Below are 15696 nucleotides of genomic sequence, written 5' to 3'. Positions count from 1 at the left end.
TATCGTGTAAATCCGTTCTTAGAAAGAAACGATTGAGAAGCTGGATTTTTTTATGTGGAAACCAAGGATGCTCTTTTTTAGGTAAAAAGGAATGAGCGAAATTTCTCTGAGACAGGAAAAAAGATCATACAGCATAGTAGCACGGTTTGGAACAACAAAATGACTAGTAGATTGATCGTTTCAAATCGTGAATAAAGATAGAAGTGGATCAGCCATTCGAAGACATTGACAAAAACTAAATAAAGGTAGTGCGCTTTTTTGACCTTGCAGTTTTTCAACCAATAATAGCTTAAGTAATAATCCAGCAAGATCATCAATAATAGAAAAAGTTTGCTAAAAGCCGTCAGATTGTCATGCTGCGAGGCAAGTTTTTGAAAAAATAGCAAAAGTGTGGGTGTCGGAATATAAATAATCAATAAGGATAGAAAAAAATAGACAATAAAGGGCATAGTCATTCCTCCAAAATATTGATAAAAAAAGCATAGATAAATTAGCAAATTTGACCGTGCACGTCAATTGGTTTTGTTATCGAAATTTTCGATAATGGATGTTTGGTATTGATTGAAGGAAAAAGGACCATAGGAAAGTCGATGGCTATTGATTCAGCAAAGCGCTGATAGCGAAGGAGTAATTAAGGGACAGGAAAAAAGAAATACTCCCTTTCTTTAATCGAGAAGGGAGTGCTTGATTGATCCGACGGAAACATCTAACCCCATGTCTCATTGAGTTTATCCGCATAAAACAAAAGTGCCTGTCGGTAAGACTGGATGTCTGGATCGCTAGAGGTTTCGGCAAGCAGGGTCAATAATCGTTCAGCGGCTTGCTCATACTCGGCTAGATTAAACAGTGTCATGGCATAGAAGGTTTGCAAAGCATGATTTTTTGGAAACAGCTGTATCGCGTGTAAAAACACTTCTTCGGCTTTTTGATACTTGCCGAGGGCACGATAGGTGCTGCCTAGACCTAGGTAGGCATCTGGCAAGTCGTTTTCTGATAAACCTAACGCGATTGCTTGTTCATAATAAGGAATTGCCTGTTGTTCTTCCCCTAAAAGATCATAACTCCAAGCCGTTTGGTAGTGGACAAAGGCATCTTGGGGATTTTCGGCAGCTAATTGAATCAATTGTTCATTTGATTGTTGCAGCTTTTTTTCAGCCCGCAGTTGGATCGCAGCAGCTAGTCGTTCATTCATTGGTTCGAAGCTCCTTTTCAAATAGTAGAAAATGACACGGATAACTTGCGAGCCTAGCTAAGGGGAAAGATCAGCCCAGCTTTCACCTGCAAAGGAAAAACCGCATGCTTCATACAGCTTGTAGGCTGGCTGATTTTCAACCGTCACTACCAGATAAAGGTGAGTGAGTCCCATGGCTTTTGCTCGTTGGATCACTTCATTCATCATTAGCTTGGATAAGCCTTTGCCTTTAAAGGCTGCGCTCATAACAACAAATAATAGCAGGGGAAGCTCTTGAAACGTGCTGGTTACTACGGCACCGATAGGATAATTATCCATTTGCAAACGAAAAGAAAGCTCTGGACTCAAGGGACCGTATTTTCCGTCAGCAGTCTCTCTCAGCTCTCTTTGCCAGTCAGCAATCGATTCCCCTTCGTCATCCGTCGTTTCATGATAGGCCGAATAAAAAAGTTCTGCGACACTTCGAGAATCCGGGATAAAGGGGTCAAAAGAAAGGGCGGATTCTTGTAAAGCTTTGGGGGTATGTTGTAAGTCACAAGCCATAATGATTCGTTTCATAGAAGCACTCCTCTCTGCTCGTTTCATTTATTATAGCAGAGCAAAGCTTTCTCAAGATCGTTTTTTTCTAATGAAAGCCCAGATACAACGAATTCCTTCGTAGATTGCAGTAAAGACAGCAACCAGAAATAAAAACGACATGTAATGGATCAAAAAAGCCAGTTGAAACCACAAGCCATAGACCATCGGCAGGACGACGAGCAAACAAATTCCTAATTCGATGTTTCGCTTTCTTCTTATTTGAAACCAACGTTCATCTGACATCCTTTTTTCCTCCTGTTCATTCTTTACACACGCTCTCGGATAAATATCCATCTTTTTATAAAATATTCAATATAGTTGCGATATTTTGATTAAAAACTAGAAAATTAGTTTATTTTTTGGTAATCTTGAAGATAAGATTAGAAATAGCTGTTGTTTTTTATTTTGACTTATTATCCCACGAAAGACAAGGTGAGCTCAATGGAAAGAAAACCGATGTATTTAAAAAATGGGCTTCCCCTAACAATGGAGCCCGGTAAGATTTATACATGCCTTTACCGAGGCGGTTATTTCATTTGTGAAGAAAAGGGCCAACCGCTGCCATCGATAAAAAGAGAAGCGAAATAAGCGAACTTCTCACTTAAGATTTGTCAGGGATCGAACGGGTTGTTGGAATTGTTATCTCCTTTTTGGTACCAATCAAATGATGTCTAGCATTTTCAAAAAATCTCAACGTTCTTCATTCAGACCATTCTAAGGCTTAAATTGATTTTGACCGATTTCAATTTAGTAAGAACAATCCGATCACTGACAAATGTTAGGTGAAAAGTCCCCAAGAGACTGAACGAATAGTAATGGTTATTCGGACAGCCAAGAGCAGTGGAATTACGAGCGAACATACAATAGTAGAAATCGTCTTTTTCTCATAAAAAACGATTCTACTTGAAGGAAACATTTTTTTTTGCTATAATAGTTCAGGAATTGAAAAATAAAATAGACAAAGGTTGAGCATTTTTTATGCTTCAAGGATCAGGTTTGCCAAGGGGTGAGGCAAACATTCTTGGAGGAATGCTGGCCTTTTTTTTGTTATCAGCATACTTCTTCGTGAGGTATGCTTTTTTTGTTTATTTTTCAGTTGAGAATATAAATCACTATGGGAGGGAAATCGATGAGAGAAGCTTTGACTCGTTTACGAGAAGCAGAAGAAGCCAATGAACAGCAATTGCTCGCTTTGAAAAAAGAACTGCAGTCGGAAGAAGCGCAGCAGCAACAAGCATTGCAAGAGCGGGCTTCCGCTTTGGAAGAAGCCCTTGCTCAGGAACAAGCAACAGTCGAAGACCAGTTGCAACAGTCACTAGAAGCACAAAAGCAGCAGCTGGCAAAAGAGACCCAGCAAGTGTTAGATCGTTACCAAAAAAATATGCAAAGCTTCCAAGAGCAAGCGGTTCAACAGATCGTTGAAGGAGTGATCGGAACTTATGGCAGTAACCAAACTAAATAAACTAACGTTGATCACCCCGAAGCACTACCAAGAAAGGGTATTGACGAAGCTGCAAACGATGCAGTTTGTTGAAATCGAGAACGTATTTGAGCAGGAAGCGAACGAAACTTGGCTACGGGAATTTTTTGCAGGAGCCACCCCAGAAGGTGCTTCTCACCAACCAATGATTCGTCGACTGCAAGAAGCAATCCGCTTTATTCGCCAAAATGGTGATGCGAAAAAAGGCATAGAATGGCAACGAGATGCCTTGCGGCTGTCGGACTTTGAAACAAGCTTCGATGAAGCAGCAGCATTGACGGAGCTGGTTGAAGTCGAGAATTTGCAAGAGCGCTGGGTAGAGACGATCGAAGCGATCGAAGCAGCGACGCAGACGGAAGAATGGGCGACACAGTGGCAAAATCTTGACGTGCCGTTGGAGATCGAAGCACCTGCTCATACAAGTTTTTTTGCTGGGCGTGTCGAAGGCCCACGCTGGGAAGATCTAGCTGAAGCCTTGCGACAATTGGAAGAGGTTCATATCGAAGTGATCTATTCTGAGCCAAAAAAAGTCAATTTCAGCTGCCTATTTTTAGCAGCGATCGAAGAGCAAGTGTTCCAATTGTTTCACCGATATGGGGTGAAGAAAGAAACCGGTCTAACATCCGAATCACCAAAAGTGGTTTTGCAAAACGCGAAACAAGCGTTGACTTCCTTGACCCAGCAGCGCAAAGAACTGATTACAGAAATCAGTCAGCACAAACAACGGCTGATCCTGTTACAGCAAGCGGAAGAACTGTTTTTGACTCGTGAGAATCGGGCAATGATGCAACAGCGCTTAGCAGCTGGTCAGACCTTTGCCCTCTTGCGCGGCTGGATCGCAGAAAAGGATCAACCGTTAGTGGCGGAAATGGTCCAAGAATCCTTTGCCAACGAGATTTACTATTCGTTTGAAGAACCCACTGCAGAGGAGATTGCTGCCAATCAAGTGCCAACGAAGCTAAAAAACGCCTCGTTTATTCAACCCTTTGAAATGTTGACGGAGATGTATAGCCTGCCAAAATACGATGAGATCGATCCAACCCCATGGATGACGCCCTTTTACTATGTTTTCTTTGGTATGATGGTGGCTGACTTAGGTTATGGTGCATTAATGGCTGTAGCGACCACGATCGGGCTGCACGCCATGCGTTTGCCCAAAGGGACCAAACGGTTTCTGAAATTGTTCCAGATTTTGTCCGTGCCAACTATGATTTGGGGCGCAGTCTACGGCTCTTTCTTTGGCGCTACATTGCCCTTCCAACTTTTATCACCTTCCGAAGATTTTATGGCGATCTTTGGTCTATCCATGATTTTTGGTGGGATCCAACTGTTTACAGGCCTTTATTTAGCAGCCAAAGAACATATCCGCAAAAAGGATCTTTTAGGTGCAGTCAACGATGGCTTTGCGTGGCTAGGACTTTTGAGTGGTCTTTTAGTGGCAGCCGCAGGCAATCTTTTGATCGATGTCCCAGCACTAACAACCGTCGGCTTGATTTTAGCAGGCTTTAGTGCCTTATTGATCATCGTGGTACCGATTCTGAAAGGGAAAACCAAAGTGGGCGGCTTCTTTTTTGGGTTGTATGACTTGTACGGTGTGACCAGTTACATCGGCGACTTTGTCAGCTACAGCCGCTTGATGGCATTAGGGATCTCCGGTGGGAGTATCGCAGCAGCTTTCAACTTATTGGTGGGCTACTTGACGCCAGCCGCTCGTTTTTCTGTAGGCATTCTCTTATTGGTTGTTCTACAAGCTTTAAACATCTTTTTATCGTTACTGAGTGCATATGTGCATGCCGCACGTTTACAATATGTAGAGTTTTTCGGAAAATTTTTCACTGGTGGGGGGCGCCAATTTGAAACCTTCAAGCCAAGTGAGAAATACGTTGATTTTGATAAAGAAAATGGAGGAGACAATAAATGATTGATTACTTAATTAATAATAATGGTGGTATGGTGTTTGCAATTATCGGAATGGGGATCGCTACGATCTTTTCTGGGATCGGTTCAGCCAAAGGGGTGGGCCAAACTGGTGAAGCAGCGGCAGCCTTAACGACGAATCAGCCGGAGAAGTTTGGACAAGCCTTGATTTTACAATTACTTCCCGGAACGCAAGGGCTATACGGATTCGTTATTGCGTTTATGATCTATGGTAGCTTAAGTGGTGAAATGTCGACAGTGACTGGTATGGCGTATTTGATGGCCTCGCTGCCAGTTGCCTTTACTGGCTTATTCTCAGGAATGGCCCAAGGGAAGGTCGCTGCAGCTGGGATTCAAATTTTAGCGAAGAAACCAGAGCATTTCTTTAAAGGGGTCATGTTCTCAGTAATGGTTGAGATGTATGCCATCTTAGGCTTTGTTATTTCTTTCTTACTTTTAGGAACGATTTAAAGGGGGCGAAGGTATGGACGCAATCGACAAAATGATTGCTGAACTAGACCAAGAAGCGCAGACAAAACGGGAACGTTTGGCTGCCGCTGAACGTGCTAGGATCAGTGAAACGATGGCACGTGACTGGGCGAAAAAAGAGTCGGACTTGCAGCTTCGTGCCCAGCAAGCAAAAAAGCAAGCCGAAAAACATTATCAGCAAGCCCTGAATCGCCAAGCAAGTGCCGCTAAGCAGCAGCAAATGGTGAAACAAAACGAATACCTGACACAACTTTTTGAGCAAGCGTATCAAAAAATGGTTGCCTGGACGCCAGAAGAGCTGCAGTCATTTGCTGAAAATGTGCTGCAGCAGTTGCCGATCAGTGGGACGGTGACCTTCCACGCTGGTCCTGAGCAAGCAGCCCATCTAGATGCCGCTTGGCTTACGTCTTGTCAATCAAAACTACCGTATCAAATCAAAGCAGGCGCACCATTGACAGAAGCGGGCTTTTTGGTAGATGACAACGGCATTCAATACAATTTTACCTATCAGGTACTGCTTGATGAATACAAGAAAGAAACCCGAGAACGGTGGTTGCAGATCATACAACAAGGAGGTTGATCCATGAGGAACTATCATCAATTGAATCCAATCATTCGGCTTAAAGAGATGACGTTGTTAAAGTCGCAAGAAGTCGAGCAAATGATTGCGGCAAAAGGGTTTGCTGAAGTCGAAGCTGTCTTGCAGCAGACCCATTATCAACGCTATTTGAAGCCGGATTTTCATGAACGATTCGAAACCTATCTCGATGAAGAATTGTTAAAGACGATCAAAGAATTGGCCGAGCTGGTTCCTGATCAAGAGATCCTCCGACTGTATATGATGCCTTTTACTTTCCATAATCTAAAAGTCTTGACCAAAGAGTCAGTCACTAAAAAAGATTATAATCATCTACTGATCGAAGATGGTTTTTACACGATCGATGAGTGTCGGACCGCCATCAAAACGGGAACCTCAGAGGTATTGCCTGAGAAAATCGTGACTACGATCCAAGAGGTGCGGGAGTACTTAGAAGGCGGCGCCGTGCTGCAAGGCATCGATATCATTTACGATCGCCGGTATTTACATGAACAACGGCGACTGGCAGATGAAATCAAGATCCCTGAGCTACAAGAAGCTGTAATCAAGATGATCGATCTGACCAATCTAACGATCGCCGCTCGTTGTGTACTTCAAAAACGATCGCGCAGTTTTATGGAGGCAGTCCTAGTGAGTGTCGGCAGTATCCCGAAAGAAGAATTTTTAGCGTTTGCGGATGCGTCCTATAGCGACTTTTTAGCCTTCTTATTAGAAAGTGATTATCAGGAAGTGTTGCGACCTTTGATTCATGAACAGGTGATCGACTTTGCTGGCTTGGCACTTTTACAAGACAATTTGATCACAGAAAGCTATGGTCAAGCTCAAACGGATGCTTTAGGACCACTGCCTTTACTCGCATTTTTGAATGCTAAGGTTTTGGAACTGCAAAATCTGCGTATCTTGCTGGTAGGCAAACGCAGCGGCTTTACGGAAGAACAAATCAGAGAAAGGATGCGGCACTATGACTCATAAAATCGGCGTGATCGGCGAGAAAGAATCCGTCATTCCTTTTCAACTATTTGGCTTTCAGGTCTGCTATGCCTCGGAAGAAAAAGAAGTGAAGCAGGCGCTGGCAAAATTAATGAAGAACAGTACGATCATCTACCTGACTGAAAAATGTGCAGAGCTGATTCCCGATGAATTAGCAAAAGTCCAACAAAAAATGACACCTGCAGTCATCTTGATCCCTGATTACGATGGTTCCCGAGGAATCGGCAAACGAATGATTCAAGAAAATGTCGAAAAAGCAGTTGGGCAAAACATACTATAGAGAGGAGCCGATGTTGTGGAAAAAGGAACAATTATTAAAGTATCCGGTCCATTGGTGTTAGCCAAAAATATGGGCCATGCAAGTTTAGAAGATATCTGTTATGTAGGAGATTTAGGCGTGGTCGGTGAGATCATCGAAATGCGCGGCGACGTCGCTTCGATCCAAGTCTATGAAGAAACGTCCGGGATCGGACCTGGTGAACCAGTCGAAACCACCGGTGAACCGCTATCCGTAGAATTGGCGCCTGGGATCATGTCACAAATGTTTGATGGCATCCAACGTCCCTTAGAAACCTTCATGTCTGTCACCCAAAGCAACTTCTTGACGCGTGGGGTGCAATTGCCTGCGTTGGATCATGAGAAAAAGTGGCCTTTTGTACCGACTGTGGAAGTCGGCGCGGCAGTCAGTACCGGGATGGTCATCGGCACCGTGCAAGAAACACCATTGATCAATCACAAGATCATGGTTCCTCATGGCGTTTCAGGAACAGTCAAGGCTGTTTATGCGGGGGAATTTACGATCGATGAAACGATTTATGTTTTAGATACACCCAAAGGAGAACGGTCTTTCACGATGCTGCAAAAATGGCCCGTTCGTCATAGTCGTCCTGTAAAGCAAAAACTGAATCCAGTCGAACCAATGATTACTGGCCAGCGAGTGATCGACACCTTCTTTCCAATCGCTAAAGGCGGGGCGTCAGCCGTTCCAGGACCTTTTGGTGCAGGGAAGACTGTCGTTCAGCACCAAATCGCCAAATGGGCGGATGTCGACCTAGTCGTCTATGTCGGCTGCGGCGAACGCGGCAATGAAATGACCGATGTAATGAACGAGTTCCCAGAGTTGATCGACCCTCGTAGTGGTGAATCTTTAATGGCGAGAACCGTGTTGATCGCTAACACCTCCAATATGCCGGTAGCCGCTCGGGAAGCGTCGATTTATACTGGGATCACGATTGCGGAATACTTCCGAGACATGGGGTATTCCGTGGCGATCATGGCGGATTCCACCTCACGTTGGGCAGAAGCACTGCGGGAAATGTCTGGTCGTCTGGAAGAAATGCCCGGGGATGAAGGGTATCCGGCTTACTTAGGCAGCCGCTTGGCAGAGTATTATGAGCGTTCTGGAAAAGCGATTTGCTTAGGTTCTGATCAAGAAGGCAGCATCACTGCCATCAGCGCTGTTTCACCATCAGGCGGTGATATTTCAGAACCAGTTACCCAAAATACGTTGCGGGTCGTTAAAGTCTTTTGGGGCTTAGATGCCACCTTAGCGCAAAAGCGTCATTTTCCATCGATCAATTGGTTGAAGAGCTATTCTTTATACGAAAACGAATTGGGTGCCTTTTTGGACCAACAAATGCAAGTAGATTGGTCCAAACAAGTAACAGAAGCCATGCGGATGCTGCAAAAAGAATCTGAGTTGTCAGAGATCGTTCGACTTGTCGGCATCGACGCTTTATCCGAAAAAGATCAGTTATTGCTAGAAACCACCAAGTCTTTGCGAGAAGATTTCTTGCAGCAAAACGCTTTTGACGACGTTGATACGTTTACCTCTCGTGAAAAGCAGTTCAAAATGCTGGAAACGATCTTGCTGCTCCACAAAGAAGCGGAAGATGCGTTGACACTAGGTGCGTATCTTTCAGAAATCTATGCAGGGACCGAAGAATTGCGAGACAAAGTGGCACGTATGAAGTACCTGCCTGAAGCAGAATTAGCAAAAATTCCTGCTTTGCATCAAGAGATCAAAGCAACGATGAAAGAAATTTTACAGAAAGGAGACCGCACTGATGATCAAGGAATATAAAACGATTGGAGAAGTCGTCGGACCATTGATGGCCGTCGATCGCGTCTCCGGTGTCAAATACGAAGAGTTGATCGAAGTCCGCATGCAAAACGGAGAAACGCGGCAAGGACAAGTACTTGAGATCCAAGAAGACAAAGCGTTGGTCCAAATTTTTGAAGGAACCGGCGGGATCAATTTGCGGGAATCTGCGGTCCGCTTTTTAGGACATCCTTTGGAATTAGGCGTTTCCGAGCAAATGATCGGGCGAGTCTTTGACGGCTTAGGTCGGGGCAAAGATGGCGGAGTAGAGATCGTCCCAGAAAAATTTATGGACATCAACGGCGAAGTGATCAATCCAGCAGCGCGGGATTATCCTGATGAGTTTATTCAAACGGGGATCTCATCGATCGACCACTTGAATACGCTCGTTCGGGGACAAAAGCTACCGATTTTTTCTGGATCTGGTCTGCCTCATAAAGAATTGGCTTCGCAAATTGCGCGTCAAGCACAAGTGTTGAATTCAGAAGATGATTTCGCTGTTGTGTTTGCTGGCATCGGGATCACCTTTGAAGAAGCTGAATATTTCATGGAAGATTTTCGTCAAACGGGTGCCATCGACCATTCTGTCGTCTTTATGAATCTAGCCAATGACCCAGCGATCGAGCGGATCGCTACTCCCCGAATGGCACTGACGGCGGCCGAATACTTGGCTTATGAAAAGGGCATGCATGTCTTGGTGATCATGACGGATATGACCAACTACTGTGAAGCTTTGCGGGAGATCTCCTCTGCTCGTCGTGAAGTGCCAGGACGTCGCGGCTATCCTGGGTATCTATATACCAATCTATCCACGTTATATGAACGTGCTGGACGGATTCGCGGCTTGAAAGGTTCAGTGACCCAGCTGCCGATTTTGACCATGCCAGAAGATGACAAAACCCATCCGATTCCCGATTTGACCGGCTATATCACCGAAGGACAAATCATCTTGTCTCGTGATTTGTATAAAAACGGCATCCAGCCGCCCATCGATGTCTTGCCGTCATTGTCACGGTTAAAAGATAAAGGGACCGGCGAAGGCAAGACACGTAAAGACCATGCCGCAACGATGAACCAGTTGTTTTCTGCGTATGCTCAAGGAAAGCAAGCCAAGGAATTGGCAGTCGTTTTAGGAGAATCGGCATTGTCGGAAGTAGATAAAACCTATGCCAAATTTGCGGAACGCTTCGAAAATGAATACTTGAACCAAGGGTACCGCACTAACCGTTCGATTATCGAAACCTTGGAATTAGGGTGGGACTTGTTGGCGATGCTGCCAAAAGTCGAACTGAAGCGGATCAGCGATGCCTTACTGGCGGAATACTTACCGGGAGAGGAGAACAATGGCGCAAAAAACCGTTAATCCAACCCGCATGGAGCTGTCGCGCCTCAGCAAACAATTGGCGACAGCCAAACGCGGACATAAATTATTAAAAGACAAACAAGACGAACTCATGCGTCAATTTATTGAATTGATCAAAAAGAATGACCACTTGCGTAAAGAAGTAGAAGAACAATTGCAGCGTGCCATGAAGGCATTTCGCTTAGCCAATGCCACGATCAATGAAAAATACATTGAAGAAATGTTTATTTTACCAGCAACTGAGGTCTCCCTTGAGTTATCCACGAAAAATATCATGAGTGTGGAAGTGCCAGTGATGCATTTTGATTATGACGATACGGTGATGCAAGCGCCGATCGAATATGGCTTTTTGAATTCCAATGTTCCGTTAGATAATGCGGTCGCCCGTTTTACCGACGCCATGCCGAAGCTGTTGGAGCTAACGGAAATCGAAAAGACCTGTCAATTGATGGCAGGGGAAATCGAACGTACTCGCCGACGCGTCAATGCCCTAGAATATTTGACGATTCCCGAGCTGGAAGAAGCCATTTATGGAATCAAAATGCGGCTGGAAGAAAATGAACGAGCAAACGTAACAAGAATGATCAAAGTGAAGAATAAATCAAAATAAAATGGTATGATAAGTGAAAAACAACTGCAATAAACTAGGATTACCAAGCCATTGGTTTTTGCAAAAGGTCAAAGGAAATGAAAATGAAAAAAAGAAATCGTTTGAAAAAAAAGCTGGCATCGCAACGCTTTTTGATTCCGCAGATCGTCACACTGGTCTTCGTTTTGTTGATATTGGCAGGAACTGGCTTACTGATGCTGCCGGCTGTCACCCAAAGTGGTGAAGGTACCAACTTTTTAGATGCACTGTTTACTGCCACATCGGCTGTTTGCGTGACGGGTCTTTCGACCTTGACAGTAGCCGACCATTACAATCTCTGGGGCCAAGGGATCTTGCTGATGTTGATTGAGATCGGTGGGATCGGCTTCATGTCGATTCCCGTCTTCTTTTACATCTTGGCGAGAAAAAGAGTCCATCTTAGTACCAGGATGATTTTGCGGGAATCATTGAATCTGGATCGGATGTCTGGAGAGATCCATTTGGCATGGTACCTGATTCGGATCGCCTTTTTGATCCAAGTCAGCGGGATTATCTTGCTGGCTTTTGCATTCGTGCCCCGTTTTGGTTGGGAGCAAGGCCTTTGGTACAGTGTTTTTCATGCGATCTCGGCCTTTTGTAATGCTGGGTTTGATTTGTTCGGAAACAGCATGGTAGGGTTTCAAAATGACCCGTTTGTGCTGGGGATTATCAGTTTCTTGATCATTGCCGGCGGTCTTGGGTTTCTCGTTTGGTTCGATCTCCTGCATACGGCGTCCAAAAAACGGTCCCTGCATAGTCGCTTGGCATGGATCGCTATGATCGTTTTGGTGGTTTTTGGAACGGCAGGGTTCTTTTTGACCGAAGCCAATTCACAGTTGATCACGGGTGACTCGGTCATCGAACGTTTTTTCCAATACCTCTTCTTAGCGGTCACCCCAAGAACCGCGGGATTTTTCAGTATTGATTACGGACAAATGAGTCAAGCAGGCTTGATGCTGACGATGATTTTAATGTATATCGGCGGGACCTCTGGATCAACGGCTGGGGGATTGAAGACAACGACGTTTGCAGTCTTGATCATCAAGATCCGCAGTTTATTGAAAGGGCGCAGTCGAGCGGAAGTGTTCGGTCGCACGATCAAAGAATCTGCTGTATCGCGTGCCTTTACGTTGTTCTTTCTTACCTTGACGTTATGCTTCGTAGCGATTTTCTTATTGTCGATCACTGAGCGTATGCCGCAAACCCCAAACTTTGGGTTGCCAACCATTGCCTTTGAAGTTTTTTCCGCTTTTGGAACCGTGGGGTTGACCATGGGGTTGACGCCTTACTTGTCGGTTTTTGGCAAACTACTGATCATTTTTTTGATGTTCATTGGTCGAGTCGGCATCATGACCGTTGCTTTTTCATTGATGAAAAAAGCCAACAAACAAGAAGCTGGCTACAAATATCCTGATGAAACCGTGATGATCGGGTAACGAAACAGGGAAACGAAGCACGCTTCGTTTCCCTGTTTTTCGTTTATTGAAGTACTTCTAACATCACATCTCGTTGGTCATCGCTGACATTCCCCGCATAATTTGGTGTGATTAAAGATAGACCACCCTCTTTATTTGTAAATAGGTACAGGTTTTGGTTAAAATCAGGATTTCCATTGGAAGTGATCCCTTTCGAAAAGGTCAACTGAGTGTTCACTTTTACTGTGCGAATCTCATTGTTTTTCGCAGAAAACACGCGAATCTCTTTTGTTGCGATCGTATCGACTTGTGCTTCATAGCTTGCGCTGTCGCCGATCGAAATGATCAATGGGCTCGTATTTTGAATCGTGACAGCATCTGGTACATTGACGCCATGGAAATAAAAAGTCAGTGAAGGGCCATATTGGGAAAGATCAACGGCATATGGAAACTCATTGGTGGATACTGAGCTTGCTGTTGTTTGCGTTGCGTCAGAGTGATCCGTCGATTGCTGGCTTGTGGTTGAAGTTTTTGAAGTAGAGGTTGAATCTAATGAACTACTTTCAGTCGTTTGCGCCGTCGTGCTTTTTTTGCTTTCAGTAGACACACGACTCTGACTTAGCTCGCTTGTTGATTGCGCGGTATCTTTTTCGTTGTTACAGCCTGTCAAAAGCCCCAGACTGACGAGCGTCAGTGTGCCAATCAAAGAAAATGTTTTTTTCATTGTTTACTTCATCCTTTCCTTAGAATACTAAAGCATCTAAAACAAGCAAACTATTGTAGCGAAATGCACAATTTTGCTGACATAGCGTTTAAATATTCTTTAATGTTAAAGATATTTTAATCCAGAACACTGAAAAAGAATAGGAAGTTTTTGCTGAATTTTTCGTCAATTCTATCATAAAATATTCATTAACGTCCGCAGCAGCTGGCTAGTTTTGTATAATAAAGTTTCAGCCATAGTGGCGAAGCTTTCTGGCGGCTTGCGTAACGCAGGGATCTAGATTAAAATACCTTGGTATAGGAGAATGGGGTGGTGAAGAGGATGGAAAAAGAACGGATGGGCCAATGGTTAGCCTTCACGAATCAGCATCAAGCGATCGAAGCTCGCTTGGAACAAGCCCTCAAAGCAGAAAGCAATCTGTCTTTGAATGAGTATTACGTGCTTTATTACTTAGAAAAGACCCCCAATCATAGCATGCGCCTCAACGATTTGATCGCCCATTTTGATTTAAGTCAAAGTGCGATGTCACGCATGATCATGCGCATGGAAGACAACCTGTGTGGTGTGATCGAACGGCATTCTTGTCAAGAGGATAAGCGGGGGATCTATATTGATTTGACCCAATCAGGGGAAAAGAAACTGCAGCGCTCAAAAGTCGTTTTTGAAAAAGTCTTGGAGGAAATGCTAGACTAAAGATGTTTTCACTTGTTTTCTCCTTGATTCTTTTGTAATATAGATGCATGTGCATGTATATTTTGGCAAAAGAGAAAAAAATGCACCGATTTGCTTTAAGGATCTCCTTAGGTAACCAAGCCAGTCAGATTTACAAAGCGAAATGAATCCAATGGAAAAGGTGGGAAACCCATGCGAAATGTAACAGACAAAGCAACATTTAAGCGCGGATTACAGTTGAAAAATCGAATCATTATGGCACCAATGACGACCAAGATGTCCTTCTTTGATGGGGTGATTACGAAAGATGAGTTGGCTTACTATGGCTTACGCTCTGGGGAAGTCGGAGCAGTCATCACAGCGGCAGCCAATGTCCAAGAAGATGGCAAGGGCTGGGAAGGGGAATTAGGCGCTTATGACGATGCCTTTTTACCTGGATTAAGCAAATTAGCCAGCACCATCAAAACAAATGGGACCAAAGCCATTTTACAGATTTTTCATGCCGGTCGGATGACGGATGACTCAGTTCTACGAGGCACACAACCCATATCCGCCAGCGCGGTTGCAGCTGAACGACCAAATGCCCAAGTTCCCCAGGAAGTTACGGTGGATGAGATATTAGCGATTATTGAAAACTTTAAAAAAGCTACCGAACGGGCGATCAAGGCGGGGTTTGATGGTGTAGAACTCCACGGAGCCAATACGTATTTGATCCAACAATTCTTTTCTCCTCACTCAAATCGTCGGTCCGATGAATGGGGTGGCTCACTAGAGAACCGTTATCGTTTTATTGAGAAGCTCGTCGATGAAGTATTGGAAACAGTAGACCAATCAGGTGTGAAGGAGTTTATCGTCGGTTATCGGTTTTCACCGGAAGAATTCGAAGAACCAGGGATTCGCTTTGAAGATACGTTGTTCTTAGTGGACCAACTGGCAGAAAAAGGATTAGACTATCTGCACATTTCTCTTGCGGATTATACCCGTAAATCGATTTCAAAAGCGTATCAAGAAAAATCGATGTTGGCGTATGTCTATGAAAAAATCGCTCAGCGGGTTCCTTTGATTGGTGTAGGGGATGTCCGAACGTCGAAAGATGCCGCGGGCTTGCTAGAACATGCAGATTTTGTTGCAGTGGGGCGGGCATTGTTGATCGATCCTCATTGGGGACAAAAAGTCTTAGACGGTCAAGATGAGTTGATCCGCACCACGGTTTCTACTTACGAACGTGAGGAACTCGTATTACAAAACGGCGTTTGGGGTTTTATGGAAAACATGATGCCAGATCGACTAAATGAAGAAAAATAAGTAGACAACCACCTTTGCCTTGGGCAAAGGTGGTTTTTCGCGATTGCCACTCATTTGGGTCACGTTGAGAAAAGCTGTTTTTTTCTCTAATGAAACCTTGTTAGCTTCAAAATAGCGAATCAAGAGAAGAATGTGAGAAACAAGCCTGTAATCGAAAGAAAGAGCGTGGAAAGATTTTTTTAGTTAAAATACACGAATGAATTTTTGTTTTATTTTAATAAATAGTCAAACAATTCAGAATCA

The 15696-nt window shown here is 44.1% G+C and carries 17 protein-coding genes and 1 other annotated feature; of the genes, 12 read left to right on the top strand and 5 right to left on the bottom strand.

The window, feature by feature from the left end:
• Positions 1-77: 77 nt before the first annotated feature.
• The 4 genes from IGJ01_RS11245 to IGJ01_RS11230 form a co-directional block, all read right to left on the bottom strand.
• Positions 78-449, bottom strand: coding sequence for a hypothetical protein (locus IGJ01_RS11245; protein ID WP_008378891.1), 372 nt, complete (start codon positions 447-449; stop codon positions 78-80).
• Positions 450-706: 257 nt separating this feature from the next.
• A complete protein-coding gene (locus tag IGJ01_RS11240; protein WP_008378889.1) occupies positions 707-1192 on the bottom strand; it encodes a tetratricopeptide repeat protein in 486 nt (161 codons plus the stop codon).
• 57 nt (positions 1193-1249) lie between these two features.
• Positions 1250-1777, bottom strand: a complete 528-nt coding sequence (locus IGJ01_RS11235) for a GNAT family N-acetyltransferase (RefSeq protein ID WP_016613544.1) — start codon at positions 1775-1777, stop codon at positions 1250-1252.
• Between the two features lie 24 nt (positions 1778-1801).
• Positions 1802-2014, bottom strand: a complete 213-nt coding sequence (locus IGJ01_RS11230) for a hypothetical protein (RefSeq protein WP_008378885.1) — start codon at positions 2012-2014, stop codon at positions 1802-1804.
• Positions 2015-2734: 720 nt separating this feature from the next.
• Positions 2735-2788: a sequence feature (sodium ion sensor (DUF1646 type); this cis-regulatory element may regulate processes involved in with the transportation of sodium ions), on the top strand.
• A gap of 112 nt (positions 2789-2900) precedes the next feature.
• Between IGJ01_RS11230 and IGJ01_RS11225 the strand changes: the two genes are divergently transcribed.
• The 10 genes from IGJ01_RS11225 (at position 2901) to IGJ01_RS11180 (ending at position 12773) form a co-directional block, all read left to right on the top strand.
• Positions 2901-3233 (top strand): hypothetical protein, encoded by a 333-nt coding sequence (locus tag IGJ01_RS11225; RefSeq protein WP_008378883.1) that lies wholly within the window; start codon positions 2901-2903, stop codon positions 3231-3233.
• Positions 3211-5172: a V-type ATP synthase subunit I gene (locus IGJ01_RS11220; protein WP_008378881.1), complete on the top strand. Its 1962-nt coding sequence runs from the start codon at positions 3211-3213 to the stop codon at positions 5170-5172. Before IGJ01_RS11225 ends, IGJ01_RS11220 begins: the two co-directional genes overlap by 23 nt.
• Positions 5169-5639, top strand: coding sequence for a V-type ATP synthase subunit K (locus IGJ01_RS11215; RefSeq protein ID WP_005225567.1), 471 nt, complete (start codon positions 5169-5171; stop codon positions 5637-5639). Before IGJ01_RS11220 ends, IGJ01_RS11215 begins: the two co-directional genes overlap by 4 nt.
• Before the next feature lie 13 nt (positions 5640-5652).
• Positions 5653-6237 (top strand): hypothetical protein, encoded by a 585-nt coding sequence (locus IGJ01_RS11210; protein ID WP_008378878.1) that lies wholly within the window; start codon positions 5653-5655, stop codon positions 6235-6237.
• A 3-nt stretch (positions 6238-6240) separates the two neighbouring features.
• The gene (locus IGJ01_RS11205) at positions 6241-7227 is read left to right on the top strand and encodes a V-type ATPase subunit (RefSeq protein WP_008378876.1); all 987 of its coding nucleotides are present in this window, start codon (positions 6241-6243) and stop codon (positions 7225-7227) included.
• Positions 7217-7525 carry a V-type ATP synthase subunit F gene (locus IGJ01_RS11200; RefSeq protein ID WP_005225570.1) on the top strand — a complete coding sequence of 103 codons (309 nt, stop codon included), beginning with the start codon at positions 7217-7219 and terminating at the stop codon, positions 7523-7525. Before IGJ01_RS11205 ends, IGJ01_RS11200 begins: the two co-directional genes overlap by 11 nt.
• Before the next feature lie 15 nt (positions 7526-7540).
• Positions 7541-9328 (top strand): V-type ATP synthase subunit A, encoded by a 1788-nt coding sequence (locus IGJ01_RS11195; protein ID WP_008378873.1) that lies wholly within the window; start codon positions 7541-7543, stop codon positions 9326-9328.
• Complete coding sequence (locus IGJ01_RS11190; RefSeq protein WP_008378870.1) at positions 9312-10709, top strand: V-type ATP synthase subunit B; 1398 nt, start codon at positions 9312-9314, stop codon at positions 10707-10709. The genes IGJ01_RS11195 and IGJ01_RS11190 overlap by 17 nt, the downstream gene beginning before the upstream one ends.
• The gene (locus IGJ01_RS11185; protein WP_008378868.1) at positions 10690-11319 is read left to right on the top strand and encodes a V-type ATP synthase subunit D; all 630 of its coding nucleotides are present in this window, start codon (positions 10690-10692) and stop codon (positions 11317-11319) included. Before IGJ01_RS11190 ends, IGJ01_RS11185 begins: the two co-directional genes overlap by 20 nt.
• A 77-nt stretch (positions 11320-11396) precedes the next feature.
• Positions 11397-12773 carry a TrkH family potassium uptake protein gene (locus IGJ01_RS11180; RefSeq protein ID WP_086296973.1) on the top strand — a complete coding sequence of 459 codons (1377 nt, stop codon included), beginning with the start codon at positions 11397-11399 and terminating at the stop codon, positions 12771-12773.
• Positions 12774-12816: 43 nt separating this feature from the next.
• On the opposite strand, the gene IGJ01_RS11175 is transcribed toward IGJ01_RS11180, so the two are convergent.
• On the bottom strand, positions 12817-13476 hold the full coding sequence (locus IGJ01_RS11175) for a hypothetical protein (RefSeq protein ID WP_144330511.1): 660 nt from the start codon (positions 13474-13476) through the stop codon (positions 12817-12819).
• A 321-nt stretch (positions 13477-13797) separates the two neighbouring features.
• Between IGJ01_RS11175 and IGJ01_RS11170 the strand changes: the two genes are divergently transcribed.
• Positions 13798-14169, top strand: coding sequence for a MarR family winged helix-turn-helix transcriptional regulator (locus IGJ01_RS11170; RefSeq protein WP_016613534.1), 372 nt, complete (start codon positions 13798-13800; stop codon positions 14167-14169).
• Between the two features lie 171 nt (positions 14170-14340).
• A complete protein-coding gene (locus IGJ01_RS11165; protein ID WP_194188381.1) occupies positions 14341-15453 on the top strand; it encodes an NADH-dependent flavin oxidoreductase in 1113 nt (370 codons plus the stop codon).
• Positions 15454-15696: the final 243 nt, after the last annotated feature.

Origin of the sequence: Enterococcus sp. AZ089, from assembly GCF_050547225.1 — a bacterium.
Lineage (GTDB): Bacteria > Bacillota > Bacilli > Lactobacillales > Enterococcaceae > Enterococcus_D > Enterococcus_D entomosocium.
Note: the sequence above shows the minus strand (reverse complement) of the source record. Positions and strands in the feature narration are given on the sequence as shown.

Excerpts from the sequence above, each read along its gene's own strand:
- IGJ01_RS11175 (WP_144330511.1), bottom strand. The coding sequence starts at position 13,476 with ATGAAAAAAACATTTTCTTTGATTGGCACACTGACGCTCGTCAGTCTG.
- IGJ01_RS11230 (WP_008378885.1), bottom strand. The coding sequence starts at position 2,014 with ATGTCAGATGAACGTTGGTTTCAAATAAGAAGAAAGCGAAACATCGAA.
- IGJ01_RS11210 (WP_008378878.1), top strand. The coding sequence starts at position 5,653 with ATGGACGCAATCGACAAAATGATTGCTGAACTAGACCAAGAAGCGCAG.
- IGJ01_RS11205 (WP_008378876.1), top strand. The coding sequence starts at position 6,241 with ATGAGGAACTATCATCAATTGAATCCAATCATTCGGCTTAAAGAGATG.
- IGJ01_RS11170 (WP_016613534.1), top strand. The coding sequence starts at position 13,798 with ATGGAAAAAGAACGGATGGGCCAATGGTTAGCCTTCACGAATCAGCAT.
- IGJ01_RS11235 (WP_016613544.1), bottom strand. The coding sequence starts at position 1,777 with ATGAAACGAGCAGAGAGGAGTGCTTCTATGAAACGAATCATTATGGCT.
- IGJ01_RS11245 (WP_008378891.1), bottom strand. The coding sequence starts at position 449 with ATGCCCTTTATTGTCTATTTTTTTCTATCCTTATTGATTATTTATATT.
- IGJ01_RS11200 (WP_005225570.1), top strand. The coding sequence starts at position 7,217 with ATGACTCATAAAATCGGCGTGATCGGCGAGAAAGAATCCGTCATTCCT.
- IGJ01_RS11180 (WP_086296973.1), top strand. The coding sequence starts at position 11,397 with ATGAAAATGAAAAAAAGAAATCGTTTGAAAAAAAAGCTGGCATCGCAA.
- IGJ01_RS11220 (WP_008378881.1), top strand. The coding sequence starts at position 3,211 with ATGGCAGTAACCAAACTAAATAAACTAACGTTGATCACCCCGAAGCAC.
- IGJ01_RS11225 (WP_008378883.1), top strand. The coding sequence starts at position 2,901 with ATGAGAGAAGCTTTGACTCGTTTACGAGAAGCAGAAGAAGCCAATGAA.
- IGJ01_RS11215 (WP_005225567.1), top strand. The coding sequence starts at position 5,169 with ATGATTGATTACTTAATTAATAATAATGGTGGTATGGTGTTTGCAATT.
- IGJ01_RS11240 (WP_008378889.1), bottom strand. The coding sequence starts at position 1,192 with ATGAATGAACGACTAGCTGCTGCGATCCAACTGCGGGCTGAAAAAAAG.
- IGJ01_RS11190 (WP_008378870.1), top strand. The coding sequence starts at position 9,312 with ATGATCAAGGAATATAAAACGATTGGAGAAGTCGTCGGACCATTGATG.
- IGJ01_RS11165 (WP_194188381.1), top strand. The coding sequence starts at position 14,341 with ATGCGAAATGTAACAGACAAAGCAACATTTAAGCGCGGATTACAGTTG.
- IGJ01_RS11185 (WP_008378868.1), top strand. The coding sequence starts at position 10,690 with ATGGCGCAAAAAACCGTTAATCCAACCCGCATGGAGCTGTCGCGCCTC.